The 25,245-nt window shown below is 51.4% G+C and carries 25 protein-coding genes; 10 read left to right on the top strand and 15 right to left on the bottom strand.

Going from position 1 to position 25,245, the window contains the following annotated elements:
* Positions 1 to 6 precede the first annotated feature (6 nt).
* Complete coding sequence (locus tag IPG22_10980; GenBank protein MBK6588807.1) at positions 7 to 2,331, top strand: SpoIID/LytB domain-containing protein; 2,325 nt, start codon at positions 7 to 9, stop codon at positions 2,329 to 2,331.
* 135 nt (positions 2,332 to 2,466) lie between these two features.
* Positions 2,467 to 5,457 (top strand): diguanylate cyclase, encoded by a 2,991-nt coding sequence (locus IPG22_10985; GenBank protein ID MBK6588808.1) that lies wholly within the window; start codon positions 2,467 to 2,469, stop codon positions 5,455 to 5,457.
* Here the strand turns inward: IPG22_10985 and IPG22_10990 are convergent.
* From IPG22_10990 to IPG22_11000, 3 genes are read right to left on the bottom strand one after another with little or no spacing between them, the layout of a single operon-like run.
* Positions 5,454 to 5,816 (bottom strand): DoxX family membrane protein, encoded by a 363-nt coding sequence (locus tag IPG22_10990; protein ID MBK6588809.1) that lies wholly within the window; start codon positions 5,814 to 5,816, stop codon positions 5,454 to 5,456. The genes IPG22_10985 and IPG22_10990 overlap by 4 nt on opposite strands.
* Before the next feature lie 53 nt (positions 5,817 to 5,869).
* On the bottom strand, positions 5,870 to 6,229 hold the full coding sequence (locus IPG22_10995) for a DUF1304 domain-containing protein (GenBank protein ID MBK6588810.1): 360 nt from the start codon (positions 6,227 to 6,229) through the stop codon (positions 5,870 to 5,872).
* A gap of 9 nt (positions 6,230 to 6,238) precedes the next feature.
* Complete coding sequence (locus IPG22_11000) at positions 6,239 to 6,904, bottom strand: hypothetical protein (protein ID MBK6588811.1); 666 nt, start codon at positions 6,902 to 6,904, stop codon at positions 6,239 to 6,241.
* 75 nt (positions 6,905 to 6,979) lie between these two features.
* Here IPG22_11000 and IPG22_11005 point away from each other — a divergent pair, with 75 nt between their 5' ends.
* Positions 6,980 to 7,858: a type II restriction endonuclease gene (locus IPG22_11005; protein MBK6588812.1), complete on the top strand. Its 879-nt coding sequence runs from the start codon at positions 6,980 to 6,982 to the stop codon at positions 7,856 to 7,858.
* 94 nt (positions 7,859 to 7,952) lie between these two features.
* Here IPG22_11005 and IPG22_11010 read toward each other — a convergent pair whose 3' ends face one another.
* Complete coding sequence (locus IPG22_11010; protein MBK6588813.1) at positions 7,953 to 10,745, bottom strand: hypothetical protein; 2,793 nt, start codon at positions 10,743 to 10,745, stop codon at positions 7,953 to 7,955.
* A 129-nt stretch (positions 10,746 to 10,874) separates the two neighbouring features.
* Between IPG22_11010 and IPG22_11015 the strand changes: the two genes are divergently transcribed.
* Positions 10,875 to 11,462: a hypothetical protein gene (locus tag IPG22_11015; protein ID MBK6588814.1), complete on the top strand. Its 588-nt coding sequence runs from the start codon at positions 10,875 to 10,877 to the stop codon at positions 11,460 to 11,462.
* Positions 11,463 to 11,772: 310 nt separating this feature from the next.
* Positions 11,773 to 12,384, top strand: a complete 612-nt coding sequence (locus IPG22_11020) for a hypothetical protein (protein MBK6588815.1) — start codon at positions 11,773 to 11,775, stop codon at positions 12,382 to 12,384.
* Between the two features lie 173 nt (positions 12,385 to 12,557).
* Here IPG22_11020 and IPG22_11025 read toward each other — a convergent pair whose 3' ends face one another.
* The gene (locus IPG22_11025; protein MBK6588816.1) at positions 12,558 to 12,938 is read right to left on the bottom strand and encodes a VOC family protein; all 381 of its coding nucleotides are present in this window, start codon (positions 12,936 to 12,938) and stop codon (positions 12,558 to 12,560) included.
* A gap of 168 nt (positions 12,939 to 13,106) precedes the next feature.
* Here IPG22_11025 and IPG22_11030 point away from each other — a divergent pair, with 168 nt between their 5' ends.
* Positions 13,107 to 14,312, top strand: coding sequence for a serine hydrolase (locus IPG22_11030; protein ID MBK6588817.1), 1,206 nt, complete (start codon positions 13,107 to 13,109; stop codon positions 14,310 to 14,312).
* A 62-nt stretch (positions 14,313 to 14,374) separates the two neighbouring features.
* Here IPG22_11030 and IPG22_11035 read toward each other — a convergent pair whose 3' ends face one another.
* On the bottom strand, positions 14,375 to 15,205 hold the full coding sequence (locus IPG22_11035) for an alpha/beta hydrolase (GenBank protein MBK6588818.1): 831 nt from the start codon (positions 15,203 to 15,205) through the stop codon (positions 14,375 to 14,377).
* 238 nt (positions 15,206 to 15,443) lie between these two features.
* Here IPG22_11035 and IPG22_11040 point away from each other — a divergent pair, with 238 nt between their 5' ends.
* Entirely contained in the window at positions 15,444 to 15,923 is a 480-nt protein-coding gene (locus tag IPG22_11040) for a DUF1772 domain-containing protein (protein ID MBK6588819.1), read from the top strand.
* Between the two features lie 40 nt (positions 15,924 to 15,963).
* Here IPG22_11040 and IPG22_11045 read toward each other — a convergent pair whose 3' ends face one another.
* The 6 genes from IPG22_11045 to IPG22_11070 all read right to left on the bottom strand — a co-directional run bounded on the left by IPG22_11045 (position 15,964) and on the right by IPG22_11070 (position 19,766).
* Complete coding sequence (locus IPG22_11045; protein ID MBK6588820.1) at positions 15,964 to 16,566, bottom strand: dihydrofolate reductase; 603 nt, start codon at positions 16,564 to 16,566, stop codon at positions 15,964 to 15,966.
* Positions 16,567 to 16,695: 129 nt separating this feature from the next.
* A complete protein-coding gene (locus tag IPG22_11050; protein MBK6588821.1) occupies positions 16,696 to 17,667 on the bottom strand; it encodes an MBL fold metallo-hydrolase in 972 nt (323 codons plus the stop codon).
* A gap of 148 nt (positions 17,668 to 17,815) precedes the next feature.
* Positions 17,816 to 18,241 (bottom strand): DUF1801 domain-containing protein, encoded by a 426-nt coding sequence (locus IPG22_11055; GenBank protein ID MBK6588822.1) that lies wholly within the window; start codon positions 18,239 to 18,241, stop codon positions 17,816 to 17,818.
* Between the two features lie 192 nt (positions 18,242 to 18,433).
* Positions 18,434 to 18,943 (bottom strand): SRPBCC domain-containing protein, encoded by a 510-nt coding sequence (locus IPG22_11060; protein MBK6588823.1) that lies wholly within the window; start codon positions 18,941 to 18,943, stop codon positions 18,434 to 18,436.
* Positions 18,943 to 19,434, bottom strand: coding sequence for an SRPBCC family protein (locus IPG22_11065; protein MBK6588824.1), 492 nt, complete (start codon positions 19,432 to 19,434; stop codon positions 18,943 to 18,945). The genes IPG22_11060 and IPG22_11065 overlap by 1 nt, the downstream gene beginning before the upstream one ends.
* Positions 19,431 to 19,766, bottom strand: coding sequence for a winged helix-turn-helix transcriptional regulator (locus IPG22_11070; GenBank protein ID MBK6588825.1), 336 nt, complete (start codon positions 19,764 to 19,766; stop codon positions 19,431 to 19,433). The genes IPG22_11065 and IPG22_11070 overlap by 4 nt, the downstream gene beginning before the upstream one ends.
* Positions 19,767 to 19,896: 130 nt before the next feature.
* On the opposite strand from IPG22_11070, the gene IPG22_11075 reads away from it, so the two are divergent.
* Both IPG22_11075 and IPG22_11080 read left to right on the top strand, forming a co-directional pair.
* A complete protein-coding gene (locus tag IPG22_11075; GenBank protein MBK6588826.1) occupies positions 19,897 to 20,151 on the top strand; it encodes a hypothetical protein in 255 nt (84 codons plus the stop codon).
* Positions 20,148 to 20,567 carry a PIN domain-containing protein gene (locus IPG22_11080; protein ID MBK6588827.1) on the top strand — a complete coding sequence of 140 codons (420 nt, stop codon included), beginning with the start codon at positions 20,148 to 20,150 and terminating at the stop codon, positions 20,565 to 20,567. Before IPG22_11075 ends, IPG22_11080 begins: the two co-directional genes overlap by 4 nt.
* 218 nt (positions 20,568 to 20,785) lie before the next feature.
* Here the strand turns inward: IPG22_11080 and IPG22_11085 are convergent, their stop codons facing one another.
* From IPG22_11085 to IPG22_11095, 3 genes are all read right to left on the bottom strand, one after another.
* The gene (locus IPG22_11085; GenBank protein ID MBK6588828.1) at positions 20,786 to 21,691 is read right to left on the bottom strand and encodes a hypothetical protein; all 906 of its coding nucleotides are present in this window, start codon (positions 21,689 to 21,691) and stop codon (positions 20,786 to 20,788) included.
* A gap of 165 nt (positions 21,692 to 21,856) precedes the next feature.
* The gene (locus IPG22_11090) at positions 21,857 to 22,219 is read right to left on the bottom strand and encodes a hypothetical protein (GenBank protein ID MBK6588829.1); all 363 of its coding nucleotides are present in this window, start codon (positions 22,217 to 22,219) and stop codon (positions 21,857 to 21,859) included.
* A 342-nt stretch (positions 22,220 to 22,561) separates the two neighbouring features.
* Positions 22,562 to 24,031, bottom strand: coding sequence for an amidohydrolase family protein (locus IPG22_11095; protein MBK6588830.1), 1,470 nt, complete (start codon positions 24,029 to 24,031; stop codon positions 22,562 to 22,564).
* Positions 24,032 to 24,181: 150 nt separating this feature from the next.
* Here IPG22_11095 and mdh point away from each other — a divergent pair, with 150 nt between their 5' ends.
* A complete protein-coding gene (gene mdh, locus IPG22_11100) occupies positions 24,182 to 25,117 on the top strand; it encodes a malate dehydrogenase (GenBank protein ID MBK6588831.1) in 936 nt (311 codons plus the stop codon).
* Positions 25,118 to 25,245 lie beyond the last annotated feature (128 nt).

The raw sequence follows: 25,245 nt of genomic DNA on the forward strand, positions 1-25,245 counted from the left end.
TAAAAGATGGCAATTCGACGTTGGATCTCGGTATTTGCTCTCGTTATCTTGATCGTCGGTACGATCTCGGCGGACACTATTGAATTCACGAGGCTTGCTTCTGAGCCGATGATCAGGATCGGGCTCTCGACGAACTCGAGCTCTGTATCGATCACCACAACCGATTCATCGCTGGTTGCGGTGAGCCCGGACGAGCCGTCCAAATTGCTGGCGACCACCCGGGTGACGGTTTCGGCGAGGGCTTATCGGCCGCCCGAGATCGAGAATTACCGCATTGAATTTCAGAACCTGCCGTCACAAAATGATGCGAACACGATGGCTTACGAGATCCGGGAGGCCACCGGCGAAACGGCACTAACGAGCCTCGACACTGCATCGAACACCTGGAAGATCTGGGTCGGTTCAGTCAAGGAATCTAGTATTGAAGCGGACGAACTAAAGGCAAGACTTGCGGAAAAGGGGTTTGATGATGCTGTCGTGGTCGTTGAGAAAAAGACGGTTGTTTCTGAAGACGCCATCGCTTTGTCGCAGCAGCTCAAGGCCGGCGGCCCATCAGAGGTTCGCAGCCTGATCAAACCAACGGGTTCGACGCAACCCAATGTGACGGGAACGGTCGCCGCCAACCTGCGTGAGGTTATTGTCAACGGCCCGAGCGAGCCTGCCAGATATTCATCGTTAAAATCGATCGCCTTTGGGTCCGTCAACGAGCGGTCAAATCCCGTTCGCCTCAATGGAAAAGCCTACCGCGGCAAGATCGAGGTCTTTGTTAACGCTCGCGGCTCACTCACCGTCGTCAATGTAGTTCCGCTCGAAGATTACCTGCTTGGCGTTGTTCCGGCGGAACTCGGCTTGCCTCAGCTCGAGGCTCAAAAGGCGCAGGCCGTCGCCGCTCGAACCTATGCGATCGCGAATATCGGCGGATACGGGAAACAGGGTTTCGACATGGTGCCGACGATCTGGTCGCAGGTTTATAAGGGCGTTTCGATCGAGACGAAAATGGGAACCCAGGCGGTTCAAGCAACCCGGGGAATGGTTGCAACGTACCAAGGCAAGCCGATCATGGCATATTTCACGTCGACCTGCGGCGGACGAACCGAGGACGGCGAAAATATCTTTGACAAGAGCGAGCCGTACCTGAAAGGCGTCGAATGCTCGCTCGAAGGCCGTCGCCATTTCGAGCCGTTCTTTGTAAAGACCTCACGAATTCCTGCCAAACTCCGCGACGAGGGAAATCTCGAGCTCGTCCGGCTGATGTCCGTGCTTGCTTCGAACGGCTTTCAACTTTCGACGACGCAGATGACGGATGATTGGTTTGAGGACGTTCCGACTGAAAGCGAAATGTCGAACTGGCTAAATAATCTCGCAGGCCGCTTCGGCAAAACCTATCCGAACGTCGATAAAAACACGGCTAAGCCGACCGAACTCGCCCGCATCATTTCCAGCTTCATCTACGCGCCGGGTTACGCGGACACGATGCTGACCGATTCTGACATTAACTATCAGCTTTCCTTCGATGATGCCGCAGAGATCCCAAAGGAAAGGCGTGCTGACTTTGCTCTGCTGCTCCGCGACGGATATTTCGCGATCCATCCCGACCTGACGCTAAAGCCGAACCGGCCATTCTCAAGAGCCAGGATGCTGCGCCTGATCCGCCAGATCTACGAAAAGAAAAAGTGGATGACCGAGACTTTGACCGCAACTACGAAAGCTTCGATCGATGGCAAACTCGTATTGAGAACCGGAAAGACAGAAAAGCAGCTCGTGATACGGCCCGACGTGTTTCTGTTCCGTGAATTCGGAGCGACGATGTATCCGGTCAAGGAAGCTGCCCTCGTTGGCGGGGAGACGGTCAATTATCAGCTCGATGCCCTCGGCGCGGTCAAATATCTTGAGATCAAACCGACCGATACGCCAACCACGGCTGAAAACCTGTCGCCCTTCGTCCTTTGGAACAAATCTCTCGGGGCCGGCGATGTACAGTCGCGGCTCTCACGCTATGTTCGCGGCATCGGCACGCTCTATGATCTGAATGTTAAGAAAGTTGGATATTCGCGACGGGCAGTAGAGCTTGAGATAGTTGGCTCCAACGGTACCAAGATCCTCAAGGGCGGCAAGATCCGTTCGGCCTTGCGTCTCAACGAACAGCTTTTTGTCATCAATAAACGCTACAGCGGGTCGACGGTTGCCAGCTATACCTTTACGGGCCGCGGTTGGGGCCACGGCGTCGGGATGTGCCAGTACGGAGCGTTCGGCCTCGCTAAAATGGGCGTGAAATATGACGAGATCATCAAACATTATTACACTGGCGTCGATGTGACGAAGATGTACTAAAGATCTTTTCTCTCCTGAAAAACAAAACTATTGACGGCAGTTTGAACATTGTTGTTTAATAATATTTGGCGTTATCGATACGCTCTCCGTTTTTGTCCCTCTTCCTCCACATTTCCTCGCTAACGTGCTCTCCTAATGAATCTCCAACGAAAGTTATTGATCGGTTTTTGCCTAATAGTTGGCCTGGCTGCGTCATTCCGCGTTCTCGGCCAATATCGTTTCGATTCCTGGACGACCGATAACGGCCTGCCGCAAAATGGCGTTCGCCAGGTAACGCAGACGCCGGATGGTTACCTCTGGTTTACCACGTTCGACGGGCTCGTTAGGTTTGACGGCTTACGGTTCACGACATTCAATAAGGGAAATACAAAAGGCATCGCAAACAACCGTTTTACGGGCATTTATGCCGACAAGGACGGTACCATCTACGCCACGACGATGGAGGACGGCATTTTGACGATCTATCGAAATGGCGTTTTTACAACGCTTTCGTCAGATCAGGTTCCGGGCCACTATATCGGAAAGATCGAGGCGGAGCCCGACGGCCAACTGCGCTTTCTGAGCGAAGACGAGGACCGTACGGGCCGCAGTTGGTATCACCTAAACGATGGCAAATTTGAGTTTGTCGAGAAACAGATACCGTACGAAGCCGATCAGATCGTTAACGGTAAGTTCGGTATCCGCTGGACCGTTACGCGCAACGGTGTTTTTGAGGAGCGTGAAGGCCAGAGTAATTTCATCCCGATCGATTTCACGGATCTCAAATTCCGTCCTAACATCTTTGAGGACCGCGACGGGTCGCTTTGGCTGGGTGAAAATTCGGTCCACCGCATCACGAACGGCGTTCTTAAGACCTTTAGTGACAAGGACGGACTTCCATCAAACTCGATCTATCATTCATTCTGGCAGGAAGCGGACGGCAGCGTCTGGCTTTCGAGCGGCGGCGCGTCCAGCACCGGTGTCGGGTTGGTCCAGTTCAATGGCGACGCTCTGAGTATATGGGGCACTAGCTACGGTTTGAAGAGTACGTCGATCGTGGACCTGTTCAACGACCGCGAGGGCACGACGTGGCTCGCCACGGACAAAGGATTGATCCGCCGACGAAAACAGGTCATTCAGGGTTACAGTACGGCCGATGGGATCGATCATTCCGAGATCTATCCCATGCTTCGTGACCACGAGGACAATATCTGGATCGGCTCGACAAAAGGCCTGAGCATCTATCGCAACGGAAAGTTCGAGGCTCTTGATATCAGGCCCGTCGATACGACGGTTCCAGAGAACAAGCAGTGGCACACCGGGCGTATGTCGGTGCAGTCATTATATGAGGACGCGAACGGCAAGATGTGGGTCGGCCTGAACGGCGGCGGCATTTTTGTCGTCTCAAACGGCAAAGCGGAATCTATTTTCGACGGCTCGCACGTTTTCGCGATCAAAAATGACAGCCAGGGCAATGTCTGGGCCGCAACGAATAAGGGCTTGATCCAGTTTCGCGACTATCGCCAGGTCGCAAGATACAACACATCAGACGGTTTGCCCAACGAGTTCATGACCTTTATCCACGAGGACGCAAAAGGTGTTCTGTGGTTTGGCGGCTACGGCGGCCTAAGCAGGTTCGAGAACGGACAGTTCACCAACTATACAAAAAGAGAAGGCCTCGCCGGCAACTACGTGCGCACGATCTATGAGGACAAGGCCGGTACGTTCTGGATCGGTACTTACGACGAAGGCATGAGCCGGTTCAAGGACGGCGAGTTCGTGAATTACAAGGAATCGAACGGCCTCTATAGCAGCGGTGTATTTGCGATCGAGGAGGATGGAGCCGGGTACTTCTGGATCAGCTCAAATCGGGGCATCTATCGCGTTAAAAAACAGGAGCTCAACGACCTTGCCGATGGCCACATCACAAACATTAACAGCGTGGGCTATGGAAAAGAGGACGGAATGCTCTCGAACGAATGTAACGGCGGCCGTCAGCCGGCAAGTTTGAGAGACAAGGACGGAAAGATATGGTTCCCGACGCAAGAGGGAGTTTCGATAGTAGATCCGGCCGCCGAAACGCCAAATCCCCAGCCGCCGAATGTCGTGGTCGAAGACGTCTTGTCTGAGCGGCGATCCATCGGATTTCTGGGCGGTGCTTCTATAGAGCCGGGCCATCAGGACCTTGAGATCCGCTACACGGGTATCAGTACGATCAAGCCGGAACAGATAAAATTCCAATATAAAATGGAAGGCCACGACGAAGAATGGATCGAAGCCGGAACGCGTCGAGTTGCAAACTACTCGTATCTGCCGCCCGGAAATTACTCGTTCCGCGTTAGGGCGTCCAATAGCGACGGCGTGTGGAGCGAGCATGATGCGACCGTAAAACTGGACCTCTGGCCCTATTTTTACCAGACCTGGGCCTTTATTTTCCTTTGTGTTTTGATCGCGGCACTCGGACTTCTGCTTATCTGGAAGATCAGCGTTCACCAACTCGAAGCCCGTGAGCGAAAGCTCACACGGCTCGTCGCCGAGCGCACCGCCGAACTCGCCCAGGCAAACGAGAATCTACAAAATCTCGCCAATTCCGACGGCCTTACCAAGATCGGTAACCGTCGAAGATTTGAAGCATTTCTGGCTGACGAATGGCACCGGGCTGTGCGTTTTAAGACAGAGATATCGCTCATCATGATCGATATCGATCATTTCAAGCTTTACAACGACACGTACGGCCACCACGCCGGCGATGATTGTTTGCAGCGAGTTGCCGAGGCGTTTGCCGGAACTATTCACCGTCCGACCGACCTCGTGGCAAGATTTGGCGGCGAAGAATTTGCCATGGTCCTCGGCGGAACCGATGCCGCCGGTGCTCTGCAGATCGCCGAAGAGGCGGTCGAAAGTATCCGTCAAATGCAGATTCGTCACAGCGAATCTCTGACCAGCGAATTCCTGACCGTAAGCGCCGGGATAGCTACTGTTTTTGCTAATTTTGATATGACCGAGGCAGACCTTATCAAACTAGCCGATGCCGCCCTATATCAGGCAAAACGCGAAGGCCGCGATCGCATTTTCGTTTATGATCAGGTGACACGCGGTTCGCTAAACGCTGACATTCTGGCACGCGATATATTGATCGCCAGCTAACGGGTGTACCAATACGCCCACGCGATCAGTAGGCCCTGCAACGGCAATCTCAGCCAAAGCCCAATGACGGGAATGTTCGGATAAAGCTCAGGGTGCATGGTCATGTGGATATTCGCCGGGAAAACCGCGATCAGCAGCAGGATCAATCCCCAGGCCGAATAGACGCTGGCCTTCGGTATCAGAAGCCCGATCCCAAGCACAACTTCGGCGATGCCGCTGATGATCACCAGTGCATAGTGCCACGGCAAATACGGCGGCATGATCGCCTCGTAAAATTTTGGATCGCGAAAATGATTAGCTCCGGCCGCGATAAAAAGCAGGCCGAAAATGACTTTTGTAACTAACTTGATATCCGGCATATGTAGCTTGCAAGTATAAACCTATGCCGAACGACCGGCTATTACTTTGGGCATCAGTGCAGATGCAGCAAAATAAGTGCGATGAGCGCCGGTAGTGCTTGAATGAAAAATATCTTTCGGCTGACCGTGACCGCGCCGAAAATTCCGGCAACGATCACGCAGGTGAGGAAAAAGATCTTTATGTGAAAACCGTCGTGAGCTCCGGCGACGATGCCAAAGATCAACCCGGCGGCAAGAAACCCGTTGTATAGGCCTTGATTTGCAGCCAGCTTTTTCGTGATCGCAGCGTGCTCCGGAGTGTGGCCGAACGCCCTGAAACCTGGCGCTTTGTCCCACAAAAACATCTCCAGAACCAGAAAATAAAGGTGCAGAGCGGCGACAATTCCTATAAGGATATTGGTTGCTGTATCCATCGTTTTTCTCTAGATCCCCGTTCCGCTGCAGAGCGGCGGCAGCGGGACGTTGAACGTGTTCATCACAGAATCCGCTGCCTCAATGCTTGCCTCAAGGAGAAGCAGTTCGTTGCCATACAGGCCCGGATTACAAGCCTGCAAGACTGTTCGCGTACCAGGCAGCCGAGTCGAATTCTGACCAATTGCGAGTGTTCGTTTGAACTTAACTTTCGCCGTCACCGGATGATAAACGGTTAGATGGAGTTGCATCGCGCGAACCGCGTTCGTTCCATAGGGCACGAACGGGTCGGCCTCGAGCTCGAGCAGGACGACATAAGCCGCGGTCTCGACTTTCGCTTGTTTGATGGCATCACGGCGATTGACGAGGCCCGCATCGCGAACGTCGAGCAGTGGCGTCTTTTTCAGTCTCTCAACCGCCCACCTTTGCATCCTTTCCGGCATCGGCAAGCCGAAAGTGCTGCCTAGTTCGATGTCAGAATAGACCTTCAGGATAAAGTCCGGCTGCGGTGGTGGTTTTGACTGCTGAACCAGCTCCGGTGTCGGTGTCGGGGTTACAATTGGCGGACTGCCCTTTGGAAGGCGGCGCCCGGATTGGGCCACGAGCATGCCTGAAGCGAGTACAATTATCGCTAGAGCTACAAGAATGTTTACTGTGCGGAAGGATCTGTTCGGCATTTCATGTTTCCTCAACTCGTTTCATTGAAATTACGCCAAGACTCGAATATTATCAATCAAATTTCTTTTCAAACGATGTTAATTCGCTCACGTATCGTTCTATTGTTCCTGTTTTTGCTGATCGTCGGCTGCTTTTCCGGCGCTTACGGGCAAACGTCGAGCGCCGCAAAGGTCGCGCTCGGTTCGAATACTGCTAAGAACGGCTTCAAGAACGAGGACGAGATCCGTGACAAATTTAACAATTGGAAAGGCGACAAAGACGCACAGGATTGGCTCGTCGCGATGAATTACAAACTCGCCGAGATCGAGAATGTGGTTGCCGCGAAGCCACACGGCGAGAAGGCAGACGTTGAAGTCGTGGTGACAACGAGAGAGAAAAATACTGAAGGCGGGCAAGCGGGACGCTTGCGCTCCAGTCGGGAGGGGATCTCGATCAAGCTCGTCTCCAGCCCGACCGGATTTAACCAGATCGACAAACGCTGGCTCGCGACCTATGCAAAGATGTGGAAAATGCCCGCGGATGTTCAGGCGGCGCTTAAATTGTTCGTCGGAGAAACACCGCCGATCAAACCCTCTCGTGAAACCAACCGTATGTACCTAAACGAACTCGATGCGGCTTCGCAAAAGGCGGTGATCGATTTCTTTACCGCGAAAAAGGCAGAGATCGTTTCGGATCTTTTCGCGGGCGACGGTTCGCACGCCGCGGGTTGGGTAATGGTCGCGATGAAGGCGACGGACAAGACGCGTTGGGTGATCAAAACTGATGCCGAAACGATCGCCTTTTTTGCCGCGGGCAAGGTCGAGCTAACCCGCAACGGCAACCTCAAGATCGGCCGAATCACCGTCCAGCGAAAAGGCGGCGACGGCGGGCGTGAGACGGCGAAAATGCTGCAGTTCAAGATAAATCCGGCGCTATTGCTCGACGGCCCCGCCAAGTCGAGTTGGGTAAATTAAATGCGATTTTCCCGCTCACAGATCGTTGGGGCAGTGATCGTCTTGTTAATTATTTTGGCGGTAATCGCTTTCCGATTCATCTCGCAGTAAATTCCTATTCTAATCCAACGAAATCCACATTTGTCAGACTCGTGTTAACAGTCAATTCTCTTGGTGTGAATCGATAACGTTTTGAAACAACGCTGAGGGTGTAGGTCGAACCGGGTAGTAGCCCATCAAAGCGATAAACGCCGAACGAACTTGTCGTTGCCGTCGTGCTGTTGCCCGCCTCGTACGTGAGCTTCACGACTGTGTTTCTTAGAGCTTGGCCATTTGGTGTGAAAACCCGCCCGGAAATAGACGCTGCAACCTGGAATTGTGGGGCGCTTACCAAAAACGTATAGGCATTAACACCGCCTATAATGGATGACGATTCCAGACTTGCTGCATCGCCCAGTTCATTCACAGCTGAATTGATCGACGTCGAATCGAAGCCGTCGGTAGCGAAGAAATACAAGGTGTGGATACCATTTTGCAGCCCTGCAAAAACGCCGATCGGTGCCGCGGTCGCGGTGAGAGATGTCGCCGTACTAGCTGTATTGACCGCCTTGGTCCACGGCCCGTTCCTCGTATCGAACTGGTAGTAGATGTTCCTTGGCGGCGGAGCATTGGGCGAGAACGCTGAACTGGCTGTCAGTGTAAATGTCGGCCTTGAATTTGTCGTCGTATTTCCGGGAAGAGGTGTGACAGTCGTATTGAGCGAACTCGTACCTGTCCGGTTCGGCGTGATCACGGTTACGGTTCTGGAACCGAACGTAGCGGAATATACCTTGTTGGTTATTGGATTAGCTGCTATGCCTAAGGGAGAGCGGTCGCTAAATACGATTGATGATGAGTTATTGGTTCCGTCGATCGCTGTAATTGTGTTGGCATTAAAATTGGAAACGTAGATCTTATTATTGGCAGGATTAACGGTTAGGTCGGTGGAACCGCCGCCCGCAGCGACCGACGAGGTCGAATTATTCGCCCCGTCCAATATCGTGACTATTCCCGGGCCGCCTATGCCGCAACTAGGACAGCTGAGAACGTAGATCTTATTTGTTCTCGAGTTAACTGCAACAGTAGTGGGATTATTTGCGACCGAAATAGTCGATATCGTGTTATTGGTTCCATCGATCACGGCAACATCGCTGAGCCCGCCTGAAACATAGATCTTGTTTGTTACCGTATTTACTGCAACTGCTTGGGGATTCTGGGAGACGGGTACATTCAACGTCGCGTTATTCTCGTCGATCACAGTTATAGTTGAGCTGTCACGATTCACGACGTAGGCTTTATTGGTGACCGGGTTAACCGCCACCGCAACGGGGCGACTCCCAACTGCGACGGTCGAAGTCGAATTATTGGTTCCGTCGATCACCGTCACATCACCGCTGAAGAAGTTAGTAATATAGATCTTGTCCGTTACAGCATTGACCGCAACTCCATTTGGGCCCGAGCCCGCCGTGAGCGTGACAGTTGAGTTGTTAGTGCCGTCTATGACCGTGACGCTGCCGGGCCCAGACCCCCCGGGTGCACAGGCACCGCAGTTTGCTACATAGATCTTATTAGTGATCGGATTGAGAGCAACGGCGTAGGGAATTGAACCGGCGGCAACTGTCGAAACAGCGTTATTATTTCCATCAATTACCGTTACATTCGCACTGTCCTGATTGGCGACATAGATCTTATTCGTGACGGGGTTTATCGCTAATCGATGTGGACCCGAGCCTGCCGGCACGAATTCCTTATTGTTGTCAGAACCATCGATAACCGAAATAGACGAGCTCCCCTGGTTGGCGACATAGGTCGTATGGGTGACCGGGTTAATGGCGATCGCTGTTTGAAACGATGCCCCGGTCGCAACGTTTGTGGTTGAGTTGTTCGCTCCATCGATAACCGACACAAGCCCCCCGTTGTTTTGGTGCGAAACATATATCTTATTTGTGACCGCATTGACCGCCACCGCAAATGATTCGAGACCCGTGGACACCGAGGTTGTAGAGTTATCAGCACCATCAACTATCGTCAACTGACCGCTATGACTCGTAACATACGCTTTATTCGTAACCGGATTAACGGCGACGTAGTTAGGGAAAGCACCCACCGCTACGGTCGTAGTTGAGTTGTTTGTCCCGTCAATGACAGTGACGGTACCGTTTGATCCGCCATTAGCAACGTAGATCTTGTTGGTAACCGGATTGGCCGCCAAAGCATGCGGGCCGATCCCGGTGGCGACACTGGTCGCAGAATTGGTGTCACCGTCGATGACCGTGACCGTCGAACTATTGATATTAGCTACATAGATCTTATTCGTAGCGATATTTACGGCGACCGCGTCAGGAAATGCCCCTGAAGGGACGTTCACAGTCGAGTTATCGATCCCATTAATAACTGTCACATCGGAGCTATTCTGATTGGTCACATAGATCTTGTTCGTTACCGAATTGACCGCGATCGCCCCCGGTGACGAACCGACCGAAAGTGTCACTGCGGAGTTGTCCGCACCGTCGATTACAGTCACGGTGCCATTACCGCGATTGGTTACGTAGATCTTATTTGTCGCTGCGTTGATCGCGATCGCAGAGGGATTCGTGCCAACCGGGATCGTACCTGTCGCGTTGTTTGTACCATCAACGACCGACACGGTGGAACTTCCGGCGTTCGCGACATAGATCTTATTTGTTATTGGATTTACAGCAACGGCACTCGGGCCTGTGCCAACCGTTACATTGCCGATAACTGAATCAGCACGAACCAAGATTCCTTCGGTTCGAAAAAGAGCTCCGACCACCAGGAGTGATATTGCTGCGGCAATTGTGGCCGATCGTTTATAGGGAAAGTAAATAAAAGGTTGTTTCAGATACATAAAACTAGAAGATCTTGGTTGGAACCTTAGAAAGGCGAATAATACTGCAAAATTGTACCGCGATTCAAATCCAACCGGCGGCAAGGCAGGTTTGGTATCCTAATTGCACTGACGCAACTGGGAGTTAATATGAAAAAACTATCACTCTTAACGCTGGCTTGGATGTTTGCTGTCGTGACCTGCGTTGGCTCAATTGCGTACGGACAGAACTCGAGCGTTACAGCGAAGGCTCAAAGCATTACGGGCGACCGGTTTACCATCTCCGCGAAAACGCCGAAAGGCGCGACGATCTACGCCGTAAATAGGCCGACGGCGACCGTCTTGAATGCCATCGACAAAGGGCTGACTGACCTATTTGCCGTATCTCGAAAGAATGGTTACCGGACCCGTTTGAATTACTCGGATTACACGATCTACATCGCCAGGGCCGATCGGACGAAAAATGCGGCGGGTGAGTATTCGCCTGATTTTGCGGTCGGTGCGCAGCAATATGCGGGCAGTGTATATGATCAGGGCGGTTATATTTACGCCGCCGGAATGGTGCTCGCGTACACGCCTTGCGCGTTCATTATCGCGGAGCATCAGAACAAGTTTGACCGCATTTCCGACGTCGTCCGCTATGAGGGAGAGCACATCGTGCTCTATCACAACGATCGCCGCCGCTATAACGCCACCGCCGACCACAGCAAAGGCGGCGGGCATCCTATTTTGCAGTGAGGAGTGAGCGTTCAGCGTTCAGCGGTGAGCAGTTGGAGCAAGACGGCATCATCGAACTGCTTACTGATTGCTGCTTACCGCTTACTGCTCACCGCCAACCGCTCACTTCCAACACTTCTCCCATTTCGTGCATCCAATACCCGAAACGGTTATAAAAGGTTCGTCAAGCAGAATGAGTGATTGTAAAAAGTGTGCAATTCTCGACATTCTTGCCTTTTATTTGTAACTTGTGGCCGATGGCACGGTCATTGCTAAATAGATTCGCGTGAGGCGGAGAGCCGCACGAACGCGAAGATTGGAGGTTGGTTTTATGCACCGCTTCGCTTGTGTAGGAAAGTTAACGGCACTCTCGCTATTGATATTTGCAAATTCAGTTCTTTTGTACGCTCAGGCGGATTCGATCTATCGTCTGCCGGCCGGGACGCGGATCACGCTTAAGCTCGATGCTGAGATCAACTCGAAAGTATCGAGCGTGAACGACACATTCCTCGCGACCATCGCCAAACCGGTCAAAGTTCGCGAAGCAGTCGTTCTGCCGATCGGAACCGTCGTCGAGGGCCGCGTAAAAGCGGTAAAAACTGCCGCCGGAGGAAGCCAGGGCGGAAGCCTTGATGTGGTATTTGAGACGATCAAATTCCCGAGCGAAACTCGCCGGATCGAGGGCACGATGATCAAACCGCTTGCGGAAAGGTCTTCGAATGCGTTCACCGCACTCAGCATCCTCGGAGCAGCCGCCGCCGGGGCCGCGATCGGAGCGGCAACCCGAACTACTGCGGGCCCGCTGATTGGCGGAGCCGCCGGTGCCGGGGCAGGTGGAACAGTCGCCTTGTTGAGAAAAGGCAAAGACGTGAGGCTGCGAAAGGACCAGGAATTTGAGATCGAGTTGAAAAAGGAAGTACTTCTTCCGGTGCTCGACTATTGAAAACACGTGTCAGAACCGGGAGCCATAGCGACTGGGTCGTCGATGAGGAAGACCTGACATCAAAAGTGTGGCCGTAACATTAAGTCCCGGCCATATTGAAGAAGCCCGACGTGAAGGGGAGAGCACGTCGGGCTTTCTCACTTTTGTGATAAATGGGGCCGGTTCTGACTCGGCTAAACCGCCGGTTCCCAGAGTTCGACCTTGTTGCCGTCGGGATCCATGATCCAGGCGAATTTTCCGTTGAAATCCGTGTCGGGGCCTTTGATGATCTCGACGCCATTTGTCTTGAGCTGTTCGAGCATTTCATCCATATCGTCAATGCGATAGTTGATCATGAACGAGGACTCGCTCGGGCTGAACCATTTTGACTCGCTGTCGGCCGTGCTCCAGACCGTCATGCCGCCGTCGACGACTTTATCGTCAGTCCACTTCAGTATCGAGCCGCCCCAGCTCTCGAGGCTGATGCCGAGATTTTTCTCATACCACGCCGCGAGATCCGCTCCCTTGCCCGCACTCTTAAAAAATACCCCGCCGATGCCCGTTACCTTTGCCATATATTTTTCTCCCGGATTTATCACCACAGAAACACAGCGAACATTTCGATTCTACTCCATGTCGGATTAACTGTCTTCATTCCATCAAGTCCAACCCTACTTTTCGTTCTTTAGCGATACAATTAATGGCTCGATGTTTTTTGTTAAAGGGTACATATTTTTATGCGCATGAATCTCGTTCGGTCTAATCGTTTTTTGACTCTTTTCGCGTTGTATTTGCTCGCCGTGCAATTTGCTGTGGGACAAGCTCCGGCTAAAAAAGAGAATTCGCTCGATAGCTTTGTTGAAAGGAAAATGAATGAATCAGGATTGGTTGGACTTGGGGCAGCAATCATTGTGAACAGAAAATTGGTCTGGATCAAAGGATATGGATATGCTGACAAAGAGACGAAAACAACCTTCACGCCAGATACGATCATGAATATCGGATCGATCAGCAAAACTTTTACGGGAGCGTCTTTGATGCGCGCCGTTGAAGAAAAAAAAGTATCTCTTGACGAAGATATTAATAGCTATCTGCCTTTCAAAGTGATTAATCCATTTTTCCCCAATGATAGGATTACATTGAGAAATCTGACCACACATACTTCCGGGATCACAGACCGATCTTCGATCTATAGGACTTCGTACCATTCCGGCGGCGATTCTCCGGAACCGTTGGGAGAGTTTCTGAAAAACTACTTTGAAACGAACGGTAAATATTATTCGAAGGATAATTATTTGAATAAAAGACAAGGATCTTATCGGGAGTATTCCAATATTGCCGCAGGGTTAGCAGGCTACATAGTTGAAATCAGAACCGGTATGAAATTGAATGCTTACAGTAAACGATATATTTTCAAACCGTTGAAGATGGACGATACGGGTTGGTTCTTTTCCGAAATTAAGCTGGCCAACCACTCAAAACTTTATGATAAACAACCAGACGGCATTAAACCTATTCAGTTGTACGGCCTAACAACCTACCCTGATGGCGGAGTTCGTACATCGGTCTCAGATTTATCGAAGTTCTTTGTCTGTTTATTAAATTCGGGGAAATATAACGGAGCCAGAATTCTAAAAAAGCGATCGGTTGAGGAAATGCTTAAATTTCAATATACCGCGTCAAATAAACCTGAAAATATCGATTTAACCGAAACAAACTCCGGAATTTTCTGGGCTACCAAAGCCAAAACAACCAGGATCGGACACGGAGGAGCCGACCCCGGAGTAAAAACGGAAATGCTTTATGACCCGACTCAAAAAGTAGGTGTCATTTTATTCACGAATACAGGTCTCGCTGATGAGGATATGTTTAAAAATTACTACGCCATATTTGATGAACTTTGGAAGCATGCAGCGTCCTTAAAAGACGCTAAAGCGATCACTCACTAACAGAAAGACTTAGAAAATTGTATTGGGCGAATTAGTGCCAGATCTGATGATAGTTCGCCTTTCTACTGTTTCGGCTGCTTCGCTTTGAGAAAGTCGTTCACCATCGGGACGATCGTTGTCATGCGGTCCATTAGTGTGACGTGGGTTGTGTTGGGCAAGATGGCGAGTCTCGATTCGGAACGCGGCTGCATGTCGGCGTGGGTGTTGCCGCCGCCCTTGAGGCGGTACATTTCGGCAATGTGGTCGATCCGTACGCCGTCGGCGTCGCCGTGGATGAAGAAGAATGGAGCTTTTGTGGCCTTCAGATTGTCGGCGCCGAAATCATATGGCCTCATTGCCGCGGCTTTGATGTGGTTGAAGAAATCCGTGAAGCTGTTCGGCACAGGATTAAGTTTCTCCCGTTCGGTTTCGGCGGGCGTGCCTTTGAATAGCTCCGGCGAGAAATTGGGCCATGCGTCGTTAGCTTCTTTGACCCAGCCGTCGCGGCGGATCGGGGCGGACATGCTGACGACCCTTCGCACTTTTTCCGGATGCCGGATCGCCGTCATCATCGCCGTGCCTGCACCCAAACTGTAACCGACAATATCCGCTTTCGGGATCTTAAGATAGTCAAGCAGTCCGGCGACGTCGTCCGAGAGGTTTTCGTAAGTGATATCGCGTTTGATGTCGGTAGTCCGCCCGTGGCCCTGCATTTCGACGGCAATGACTTTCCGCGTTTTGGCGAGTTCGTTGATCCACAAACGCCAGTCGTCCGTGATCGCCATAAACGCCCCATGAAGCAGCACCACCGGCTCTCCGCTTCCATTGATCTCGTAATACATCTTCAATCCGTTAACCGGTGCATAGCCCGTAACCGGTTTCTGCTGTGCCGATGCAACGCCGGACAGGAACATTATCAGAATAAAAGCTGTTGTCTTCATATTTGGTCTCCAAGTAATAATTTTTCTCACGCCGCGAACACGTCTCAAAAGACTATGAAATCAGATGATTGCATTCTCGGCACGGGCTGCCTTCGTAGCCAGGAATAACATTATTAAGTAGTAACATTCGGCGTTTGGTTATTATGCAGCAAAGGACTATAAAGGTGTTGCACTAATTCAAGTCAAAGCAACCGAGGAGGCTTCAACTACTATGAAGCGAATATTGCTGTTTGCCGCCGTCCTGTTCTATTGTTTCCACTTTTCCGGACACATTTACGAATCGCTCGTGCTCGTCACTAACTGGAAGTCCGGCGAGGTTGCCGATGTGGTCAGATACGTGGATTTTCTGCGTATCGGAAGTCCCGCAGATTTCTTTGCGATCGCCCAGTTCGGATGTTTGCTGACATCGTTGGTGGCGTTAATTGCCGTTTGGCGTGAAAAGGGCAATGTTCGTCTATTTGCCGGCTTAACGTTTTTGATCGCGGTCGTCGTCATGGCGGGAACTTTCGCTATCTTTGTCCCGATCAATATGTATATGGGCTCGACGACGAATTTCGATCCCGTAGAACTCAAGAGCAAAGTGACGACCTGGGTCAATTTCGAATATATACGCATCGTTGTCATCGCGCTCGGGCTGATAAGTTCTATCGCCGCCCTCGAATATTCCGGCCGCAAAGAGTCTTCTTCTTAAAGAGATGTAGGACGACAAACTTGCACTACAGCAGAGCGCACTAATCGTCCACTTTTATCTGAGGGGCTCCGGTTTTTACGTCACCGTCGCGTTGGTATGTGACGCAGATGATGCCTTTCGGGGCGATCTGGCTGCTTGTCACCTTGAAGGACGCAGGGATGGTGCCGCTTTCGAAGAGGCGTTTTCCGGTGCCGAGGGTGATCGGGATTATCATTAGCTCCATCTCATCGACGAGGTCGTTTTTGAAAAGGGTCTGGAGCAGATCGGCGCTGCCCATGACGTAGATGTCGGGGCCGTCCTGTTGTTTGATCTCGCGGATCTTTTCAGCGATGTCGCCGCTGAGGAATACGTTTGGCTGCCAATCGCTGGAGTCGCGTGTGTTCGAAGCGACGTACTTCGTTGCGGTCATGACGTTCGGCCAGAAGTTCGAATGCGTCGGCCAGTACGTCTCCCAACCGTCAAAGGTCTTCCGCCCCAACAGCAGATCCATCCGTCTAGCCAGCCGCTCCTGCACCACGCCGCCCGTCACCTCGTCCGCATAGGGAAAAAACCACCCGCCATACTTAAACCCGTCGCCATCATTTTCCTCGTTCTGTATGACACCATCGATCGTCATGAATTCCGCTGCAATTATTTTTCTCATTGTTTTGACGCCTCTCAATTTGATATGTCGGATAAGCAGTGCGTTTGCTTGGGATCTAAAGATGCTGCACCGATACGACACTGCGGAAAGGGAGTGATCGTCCTCGGTACATCGATGCGTCAGTAGCGTCTATAAAACAAGACGTTCGCCAAGGCCGAAGAACTTATATTTATCGCCAAAGGCTTTTTGGAAAATTGAAAAGCCGAGCTGTCCGGAGCAGTGGGCCGGCGCTACGGACTCGACCTGGTATTCGTCCTTCATTCGCTGTGCCAGGCCTTCGATATATTCCCGTTTGTATGGAATTAGATGAAATCCGCCGACCACAACATAGATCTTTTCTTTGCGAACTTTTTTGGTTTCCTGAATGATGGATTCGATCGTGCTGTGCGAGCAGCCGGAAATAATAATTTCGCCATTTGCCGTCGCAAGAGCGAGCGATAATTCTGGCATCCCGATAAACTGTGGATTCTCGTCAAACGGCGGGTATTTGATAAATGTTCCCATCAGTTTGGAAGTCGTCGCAATGATCGTTACCCCCGGCAGAACCTCCTTGGCCACGGTCAGGTATTCCACATCAGATCTCCAAAATCGGCCGGTCGGCACAGTTATCATACCTTCGATGACGGTGTCGCCGCCGAAGTATTGCATTTCCTTTGGCAATGTTTTTGCCGCGTCGGGTTCGGTTTCACGAAAAGGAAATTTGATCGGTGCTCCCAGCGAAAAGAAATCCGCAGGGGCATAGATCTTAACTTTTGGATTGACACTCAAGAGGTAATCAAAGCCGCCGATGTGGTCATAGTGTCCGTGCGACACAACGGCAATATCTATCTTTCTAAGGTCAATTTTCAACGCCTTGAGATTTCGTTCAAAGACATTGGCATCTGTTCCTGAATCAAACAGGATCATCTTCCCTTTGTATTCGACAACGGCCGAGAAACCGAAATCTTGTTTGAGTTCTTTGTTGTCTTTACCAAAAGCTTCATATACGTTTGTCAAAACAACACCCGACGAGATCTGCCTAGTTTGTGCTGTACCAAGCGAAGCTAGAGTCAGCCCTATTATTATTGCCAAAGCAACAAGACCACGAATTGGTTGTTTCATTTGTCTCCTTTAACTATCTATTAAACGCGGCGATAAGTTGGCGGACCGAAGTTCTTCCAGCCTGTTCATTACCATAGATCCATTTCTATTACGACCTGAACCGCAGTCGTCGCCGCCCCGGTCATAAACCAAGAGTTTAAGACCTTTTTCATTCTGAGCCCATAAGCCCATATCGAATTGCCGCTTCGAGGACATCCGTGTTTATATCTTTTAGAGTTTTGAACCTGATGCAATACCCGGTCACGGTCGCTTTGCCGAGGGTGCTGGCGTATGTTTCGGTCAGGTATTTCTTGTCTTCGATGCCGAGGATGTAGACAGATATCCCGGTTTTGTTTGGGCTCAGGCCGATCTGATAGAACTCGCTGACCGTGCCATCGGCGTATTTATGTGGGCGGGATCCGTACCCGATATCCGGATTAGAAACGACCTTACCGTTCGCATCTTTGCCGTCGAGAAACCACAATTTACAACCCGGACTTACTTGCCGGATCAGGTCGTGCAATGCCTGCATCTCGCCGCGCTTTGGTTCCGAGTGACTGGCAATAAACTCTTTTAACTGGTCTTGTACTTTCATGAGTTTCCTGGATCGCGTAGCGATCAGATGATTTTAGCCGTGGACGTTTGTCCACGGTACGTCAAATGAATGATTCGCGTCACGTAGCGACGATTGAATTCCGCGCCATAACATTCATTCGTCGCTACGCGACGAGGATCAATTATTCTCAATTCCCGTGGACAAACGTCCACGGCTAAATTCAAACAACCGCTACGCGGCACCTCGATCCACTGACATCTCTTTCAACAACTCTTCCAGATTTTGCAATTGAGCCATCGTACCTTCGCGGAAGCCGAATTCGATCATGCGCTCGAGGCGTTCCAAGGATTCGTTGTAGATAGAAACGTGAACCGTCGTCTTTCCGTCCTGCTCGCTGAAACTCAGGTCCCAATCAGAGCCCGGTAATTCTACATTTTCGTCCGCGTCGGCGAATGTATTGAAGAGCTTGAAATTGCTTTTCGGCGTGATCGAAGTATATTTCTGCAAAACCCAACGCTCGACGCCTTCGGGGCTGACCATTGCGTAAAATCTCTTGCCGCCAACGGCAAAGTCCATGACCTTTGTCCGTGACGCAAAAGGCTTCGGCGCCCACCACTGGTCGAGCAGTTCCGCCTTTGTATATGCGTCCCAGACCAACCTCAGCCCGGCATTAAACTCTTTTGTTATCGTGACCGTCTTCGTCTCTTTATTAACTATAAAATCCATATAACTATCGCTCATTACATTTCGGCTAGAACTCCATCGAGTCGCTGGTAGTTCATCTCCATGCCGTCCGTCATGCCGGTTTCGAGGGCTGCGTCGCGGTCGGTCTGCGAGGCATATTTGATCGTGGTGGCGACGTTCGTGATACCGTCGACCTCGTCGAAAGTAACGGTAATGATCGACGGTTCACCGCCCATCGAAATGCCCATATTGCCGGGATCGAAGATCTGCGTATGAACGATCTTCGCGTGCGCAACGACCTCAAGAACCTCCCCCGTGAATCCGAACTCCATACCGTTCGCGTCACTCCGCCAACGCCATTGATACTCGCCGCCGACGCGCATATCCATCTCGCAGACAGGCATCGTCCAACCGGGCGTGCTACCGCACCAACGACGCATCAGGTCCGGTTCCACGTAGGCCCGCCACACCAGCTTGGCGGGAGCGTCGAAGCTCCGTTTTACGAGCACCTCGGTATCTGACGGCAGGCTTGCTTCGGCTGGTTTCATATCTTTCGCTCCTGTTTTTCTTGGTGTTTTAACACGGTAAGCAACACATCAAGCTGCTCAAACCGGCTTTCCCAGATCTTTCTATACTGCTCTAACCATTCGTCGATCTCTTTCATTTTGTCGATCTCCAACCGGTAATAGATCTCTCGCCCCCGCTGCTCCGGCGTCACCACATCGCATTCCGTCAATATCCGCAAATGCTTAGAAACCGCCTGCCGCGACGTGTCAAAATGCTCCGCAATAGCATTCGGCGTCATCGCCTGCAAAGCGATCAAAGCAATGATCGCCCGCCGCGTCGGATCCGCAATAGCCTGAAAAATGTCTCGCTTCATGCTCACAAGCAAGAGTATGCAACCAATCAGTTGCAAATGTCAAGTGCAACCGAACGGTTTCGGGAAGCCCGCGAAGATTTTGATTTTGAGAATGGATTGCATGTGATAAAATTGTGCCTGAGGCGGTTGTATGACACATTCACTGACATTGGAATTGCCAGAGCGGGTTTATAAGAATCTTGCGGAAAAGGCATCGAAGAATGGCAAGCCTATCGAGGAATTTGTCGCTCAGGAGATCATCAGTCGCGACTATCCGAAATTCGGTGACGATCCGCTAGACCGGCTGATCGGCACTCTCGATACCGGTATCGGCGATTGGGGAACCAATCATGACAAGTATATTGGTGAGGCTGTGCTGCTGGAAATGCGAGGCAAGGATGAATGAAACCTGTATTCGTCGACACTTCCGGTTGGGCAAGCCTGCTCGATCGCAATGAAGGCTTTCATAAGAAAGCTGATGCCGTTTATTCCGCGATCCGACAATCTGGAGCAAAGCTCGTCACCTCAAACTACATTATCGCAGAACTTACGGCTGTCTTGATGAGTCCGCTTCGTCTGCCGAAACCTCGAATCATTACCTACGTTCACGGCATCAAGTCATCTGATTCGGTCGAGATAGTTCACGTTGACGAATCGCTCGACCATCGTTCGTGGACCTTGCTCACCGAACGAGAAGATAAGAATTGGAGCCTCATTGATTGTTCGCGTTTTGTGATAATGCAGGATCGAGATATTTCCGATGCGCTGACCGCTGACCACAATTTTGAGCAGGCCGGATTCGTTCAACTTTTGAAATACTAATAAAAGAACCCTGTGTGACGAATGCCCAGAATTAATTCAGGAAGTGCGGCGAATCCGCGAAGAAAACGCGGCGAAGTTTAACCATGATATTGATGCTATCGTCGAAGATGCTCGCGTACGCCAACGGACATCTGGCGTAAAGTCCGTTTCGTTGCCACCACGAAAGCCTGAAGTGTTTGCGAGTCGAAAACCGATTGCGGAAAAAGTATAAATAGCTATTATTCCTTAATGACGTTGCCGTTGAGCATCAGGACGAATTTACCTTCTATAATAATTTTTCCTGCATACCTAGCCTCACTTTTCTCAAAGTTCCACTTTTTCATCGCGTTCATAAGGGCCGCTCTCAATAATGGATGGCCGGAAATCGGAACCACACACTCGAGCTCACCCTCGGGCGAAATGACTAGCTCAAAAACAGATTCTCCTATCGCTCTGACTGCTATTGCGGCCGGTGGATAGTTGGGCATTTCGCTTGAAACAATCCTCTTATTCAGATCGGCGGTGGAGATTTGCGAAGCCACGTCGATTGACGCACAGGTCGTTGTATTTTCTTTGACCGGGAAAACGGGGTCTTTCTCTTCAGCCTGTTTTGAGGAAAGGAGGAAATGGAGAGATGGGATTTTGTCTTTCACCTGATCCAAGACCTCACCGTTTTGGAGATTTACACGAATATCGAAGAATTGTTCATCCTTCGCAGGCTTGACCACTTTTAGGATGAGTTGGCTCATCTCATAATCAATTTGGTGGGTGCCGTACCAGTGAATTGAACTGGTGCTTGCCGGAAGATTGTCTATGTCACTTTCCGTCAGAAAGTCTGTCAATCCGAGTTTCTTGATCAGAGTGCCCGTTTTACCGTTGTAAATCGCAACAACATTATCGCCGTGGCCTACGCCATGCCAGTTATCGAACGTTATGACGTAGTCTCCGTTGTCGGAAATAAGAACACTAACCGGGGCGACGTCATTATCAAGTCGTACGTTCCAAAGTGTCTTTCCTTTCGCGGAGAGGGTTCCTTTGCAGATGTTATGCGGAATACCCTTTACAGCTCCAGCATTATCTGTCTCGTCAACCTTGTCCTGAAAATAAGCTAACCGGCTTTCGAGCTTTTTCGGTTCAACCTTCAAGCAATACTTCTTGTTTGCAGAACAATACTTCTCGACCGTGGGCAATCTCCATGAATCCGCATGGACTACGGTCGATAATCCAAAAAGGACGATGAACAAATAAAAACAATTCTTCATTACCGAATGGGATGCCCTTCGTAGTCCTCGGTTTGCATCAGGTGTATTTCACCACTCCTGAATAACCACCCCAACCTGTCCGTCCATCAATGCAAATTCTTTGGCTCCCCATGGGCGGAGGGTGATCTTGGGAAGGTTTGGGTGGAGGAATTGGGGATAGGACGTGGAGACTTTTTCGTAGACCTCTTCGATATTTTTGGTCACTAACCTGAACTCGGGGCTGTGCTCTTTGGCGAGGTTGGCGTTTTGGAACAGGTTGATCCGCAGGCCGTCTCGTTCGAGTACGCAGAATGGTTTGTGCGATGGTATTTCATCATGTTTGATCGTGAAACCCAGACAATCGACAAAGAATTTCAACCCATCGGCGATGTCGACGTAAAAGATGTTTGGGACGAGTTTTTCGAATTTCATTGTTTAACTTTAATACGATTTTCATCATAGATCGCGTAGCGATCAGTTGAATTTAGCCGTGGGTTTTAACCCACGGATTGCGCGAAAAATGATCGTCGTCGCGTAGCGACGATTGAATCCGATCCATAATATTCATTCGTCGCTACGCGACGAGATCATATGAATCGCTGGATCCGTGGGTTTAAACCCACGGCTAAATTCAGGTTGCCGCTACGCGGCGTCATTGAGTGCCGTGTACGCTTTCTTTAACGCTGCGGTATTTAGCTGCGAGGAAGAGTCTTTGGGATTCGTTTTCGTTAGACCGTTACATCTTTCCTCACCAAAACGATATCAAGATCGGACCTACTTCTGACCCTTTCGCGCGGCAGCGACCATCGCCCTGATCTCGCCTGCCAATGTCGGGGCGTGGTATGGGATGCCGTCTTTGATGGTCCATTCGATGCCGCCGGTTTTGACGGTTTTGCCGTCGCGGATCTCTTCGACGCCGAGGGGCGAGAGGACTTTGAAATTCTCGAGCGGGTTGCCGTTGACGACGATCAGATCGGCTTTGTAGCCGACGCGAACGCGGCCGAGCGTGTCTTCTTTGCCGAGGATCTTGGCACCGTTTGAGGTTGCGTGCTGGATGACCATGAGTGGTGAGAAGCCGGCTTCCTGGTGGAGTTCGAGTTCGCGGATCAGGCCGAAGCCGTACATTTGGTAGATGAAACCGGCATCCTCACCCGTGCCGATCAGGCCGCCTTTCTTTTCGAAATCATAGACGGCTTTCATCCAGATACGGTAATTTTCCTTCCAAAAGGTCTCGTCGGTAGTGCTCCAGCCGATGAAATACGAGCCGTGATTGGCCGGGTTTGGTTTGAAATACTCTTCGAGAACAGGATGCAAGTATTCCACAAACGCCGGATTCGTCTGGGCACGCTGCAGGTCGCGTGATGCTTCGTAGATGACGAGCGTCGGGTCCCAGGCAACGCCGCCGGCGACCATTCCGTCGAGTACTTTGTCGAGCTTTGCAGGATCAGCCTCACGCCACAAGCGTCCGGCGTAGCGAAAGCGGTCGACTTCATTGTTGTAATTGTAGGTCGCCGGAAAATTTTGCCTGCCGCTCTCGATCGCGGCGTCGGGAATGCCGTACCAATGCTCTATGCTGGTCGTGCCGCCTTTTATGTCGTCCCACGCGTTCGTTTCTTCGACGCCGACGTGATGCATTACGCGCATGCCCTGTTTTTTCGCTTCGTCCATCATCGCTGCCATCAGGTCGCGGTCGATGGTGTAGAGCTTGATGCCATCGTAGCCGGCGGCTTTCAGATCGCGAACGCGTTGGCGTGCCTGTTCGGCGGTCGCGGGAGTCGGAGCGTCGAAATATCCGCCATATGGAAAGATCCGCGGCCCGACGAGTGTTCCGGCGTTGATCTGATCGCGAAACCCGAGCACCTTCTTCGAAGCCCACGCGTCCCGCACCGTCGTGATGCCGCACGCGAGCCACATCTTTGTCACGTACTCGACCGGCATCGGAATGCCCGCGCGTTCGTCCTGCGTGTGGCCGTGCAGATTGATCAGCCCGGGCAAAACGTATTTGCCCGTCGCATCGATATCCAGATCGCCTTTCTCAGGCCGCCTCGCCTTGCCCTCTTTCGCCGCGACCGGATCGAAGGATACGATCTGCGTGATCACATCATTCTCCACCACAATATCAAACGGCCCGGCCGCCGGTTTCCCGCTGCCGTCGACCACCATGGCGTTGCGCACGACGATGCGTTTGACGCGTTTGCCCGAGAAGGACGAAGGGCTCATCTGAGCAAAACCTGCCGAGCACATTATGGAGATCAGAGCGGCGCACACCGCCGAACGAAACGATATAATTTTCATAATCTTGTAAGACCTGTTTGCGGGAACTTTCCACACATCATAAAATAGATTCTTTAATAAAACACGTATAAATTCGATTATCTTGGAGAGAATAAAATAATGGCTGCTGGAAGAAACAAAGTAACGGTTGTCGGAGCAGGAAACGTCGGTGCGACGGCTGCTCATTGGATCGCTAGCAAAGAGCTGGCCGACGTGGTTTTGGTTGATATCGTCGAAGGCACCCCGCAGGGCAAATGCCTCGATCTGGCACAGGCCGCTCCGATCGACGGATTTGATGTGAAGCTGGTCGGTGCCAACAGCTACGAGGAGACCGCGAATTCGGATATCGTCATCATCACCGCTGGTTTGCCGCGTAAACCTGGTATGAGCCGCGACGATCTTTTGAAAACCAACTCCGACATCGTCGGTTCGGTAACCGACCAGGTCGCTAAATACTCACCGAACGCGGTCATCATCGTCGTTTCGAATCCGCTCGATGCTATGGCACAGGTTGCGTTCCGTCGTTCTGGTTTCCCTAAGAACCGCGTTCTGGGAATGGCCGGCGTGCTTGATTCAGCACGTATGCGTTGCTTTGTGGCTGAGGAACTCGATGTATCGGTCGAGAATGTTACCTGCTTCGTGCTCGGTGGCCACGGCGACACGATGGTTCCGCTGCCGCGTTATTCGACAGTTGCCGGCATCCCGATCACCGAACTTATCTCAAAGGAAAAACTCGACGCGATCATCACCCGCACCGCCAATGGCGGCGCCGAGATCGTCGGCCTGCTCAAAACCGGCTCGGCATACTACGCTCCATCGCTCGGAGCGGTCGAAATGGCCGAAGCCATCCTTAAGGACAAGAAAAAGATCCTACCCTGTGCTGTCTTCCTCGAAGGCGAATATGGTGTTTCAAATCTCTTCGTCGGCGTCCCGGTCAAACTCGGCAAGAACGGCGTCGAGCAGATCATCGAGATCAGCCTGACCAACGACGAACGCACCGCTCTGCATAAATCAGCCGCTGCTGTGCAGGAACTGATCGACGTTCTGAATATCTGATCGGGATCGGTTCAGCAAAAGCTTGTTTATCAAACAGGGAAGGGTAAAACCTTCCCTGTTTTTTTGCGCCCGAGATCATGTCATATCGAATGATTCGATCGCCGTGACCGACTCGGAATCGTTCATAT

This window comes from Acidobacteriota bacterium, assembly GCA_016703965.1.
In the GTDB taxonomy this organism is placed as follows: domain Bacteria; phylum Acidobacteriota; class Blastocatellia; order Pyrinomonadales; family Pyrinomonadaceae; genus OLB17.

What these genes read in the sequence shown, in the direction of transcription:
- IPG22_10980 (MBK6588807.1), top strand. Translation starts at nt 7, where the DNA reads ATGGCAATTCGACGTTGGATCTCGGTATTTGCTCTCGTTATCTTGATC.
- IPG22_10985 (MBK6588808.1), top strand. Translation starts at nt 2,467, where the DNA reads ATGAATCTCCAACGAAAGTTATTGATCGGTTTTTGCCTAATAGTTGGC.
- IPG22_10990 (MBK6588809.1), bottom strand. Translation starts at nt 5,816, where the DNA reads ATGCCGGATATCAAGTTAGTTACAAAAGTCATTTTCGGCCTGCTTTTT.
- IPG22_10995 (MBK6588810.1), bottom strand. Translation starts at nt 6,229, where the DNA reads ATGGATACAGCAACCAATATCCTTATAGGAATTGTCGCCGCTCTGCAC.
- IPG22_11000 (MBK6588811.1), bottom strand. Translation starts at nt 6,904, where the DNA reads ATGCCGAACAGATCCTTCCGCACAGTAAACATTCTTGTAGCTCTAGCG.
- IPG22_11005 (MBK6588812.1), top strand. Translation starts at nt 6,980, where the DNA reads ATGTTAATTCGCTCACGTATCGTTCTATTGTTCCTGTTTTTGCTGATC.
- IPG22_11010 (MBK6588813.1), bottom strand. Translation starts at nt 10,745, where the DNA reads ATGTATCTGAAACAACCTTTTATTTACTTTCCCTATAAACGATCGGCC.
- IPG22_11015 (MBK6588814.1), top strand. Translation starts at nt 10,875, where the DNA reads ATGAAAAAACTATCACTCTTAACGCTGGCTTGGATGTTTGCTGTCGTG.
- IPG22_11020 (MBK6588815.1), top strand. Translation starts at nt 11,773, where the DNA reads ATGCACCGCTTCGCTTGTGTAGGAAAGTTAACGGCACTCTCGCTATTG.
- IPG22_11025 (MBK6588816.1), bottom strand. Translation starts at nt 12,938, where the DNA reads ATGGCAAAGGTAACGGGCATCGGCGGGGTATTTTTTAAGAGTGCGGGC.
- IPG22_11030 (MBK6588817.1), top strand. Translation starts at nt 13,107, where the DNA reads ATGAATCTCGTTCGGTCTAATCGTTTTTTGACTCTTTTCGCGTTGTAT.
- IPG22_11035 (MBK6588818.1), bottom strand. Translation starts at nt 15,205, where the DNA reads ATGTTCCTGTCCGGCGTTGCATCGGCACAGCAGAAACCGGTTACGGGC.
- IPG22_11040 (MBK6588819.1), top strand. Translation starts at nt 15,444, where the DNA reads ATGAAGCGAATATTGCTGTTTGCCGCCGTCCTGTTCTATTGTTTCCAC.
- IPG22_11045 (MBK6588820.1), bottom strand. Translation starts at nt 16,566, where the DNA reads ATGAGAAAAATAATTGCAGCGGAATTCATGACGATCGATGGTGTCATA.
- IPG22_11050 (MBK6588821.1), bottom strand. Translation starts at nt 17,667, where the DNA reads ATGAAACAACCAATTCGTGGTCTTGTTGCTTTGGCAATAATAATAGGG.
- IPG22_11055 (MBK6588822.1), bottom strand. Translation starts at nt 18,241, where the DNA reads ATGAAAGTACAAGACCAGTTAAAAGAGTTTATTGCCAGTCACTCGGAA.
- IPG22_11060 (MBK6588823.1), bottom strand. Translation starts at nt 18,943, where the DNA reads ATGAGCGATAGTTATATGGATTTTATAGTTAATAAAGAGACGAAGACG.
- IPG22_11065 (MBK6588824.1), bottom strand. Translation starts at nt 19,434, where the DNA reads ATGAAACCAGCCGAAGCAAGCCTGCCGTCAGATACCGAGGTGCTCGTA.
- IPG22_11070 (MBK6588825.1), bottom strand. Translation starts at nt 19,766, where the DNA reads ATGAAGCGAGACATTTTTCAGGCTATTGCGGATCCGACGCGGCGGGCG.
- IPG22_11075 (MBK6588826.1), top strand. Translation starts at nt 19,897, where the DNA reads ATGACACATTCACTGACATTGGAATTGCCAGAGCGGGTTTATAAGAAT.
- IPG22_11080 (MBK6588827.1), top strand. Translation starts at nt 20,148, where the DNA reads ATGAAACCTGTATTCGTCGACACTTCCGGTTGGGCAAGCCTGCTCGAT.
- IPG22_11090 (MBK6588829.1), bottom strand. Translation starts at nt 22,219, where the DNA reads ATGAAATTCGAAAAACTCGTCCCAAACATCTTTTACGTCGACATCGCC.
- IPG22_11095 (MBK6588830.1), bottom strand. Translation starts at nt 24,031, where the DNA reads ATGTGCTCGGCAGGTTTTGCTCAGATGAGCCCTTCGTCCTTCTCGGGC.
- mdh (MBK6588831.1), top strand. Translation starts at nt 24,182, where the DNA reads ATGGCTGCTGGAAGAAACAAAGTAACGGTTGTCGGAGCAGGAAACGTC.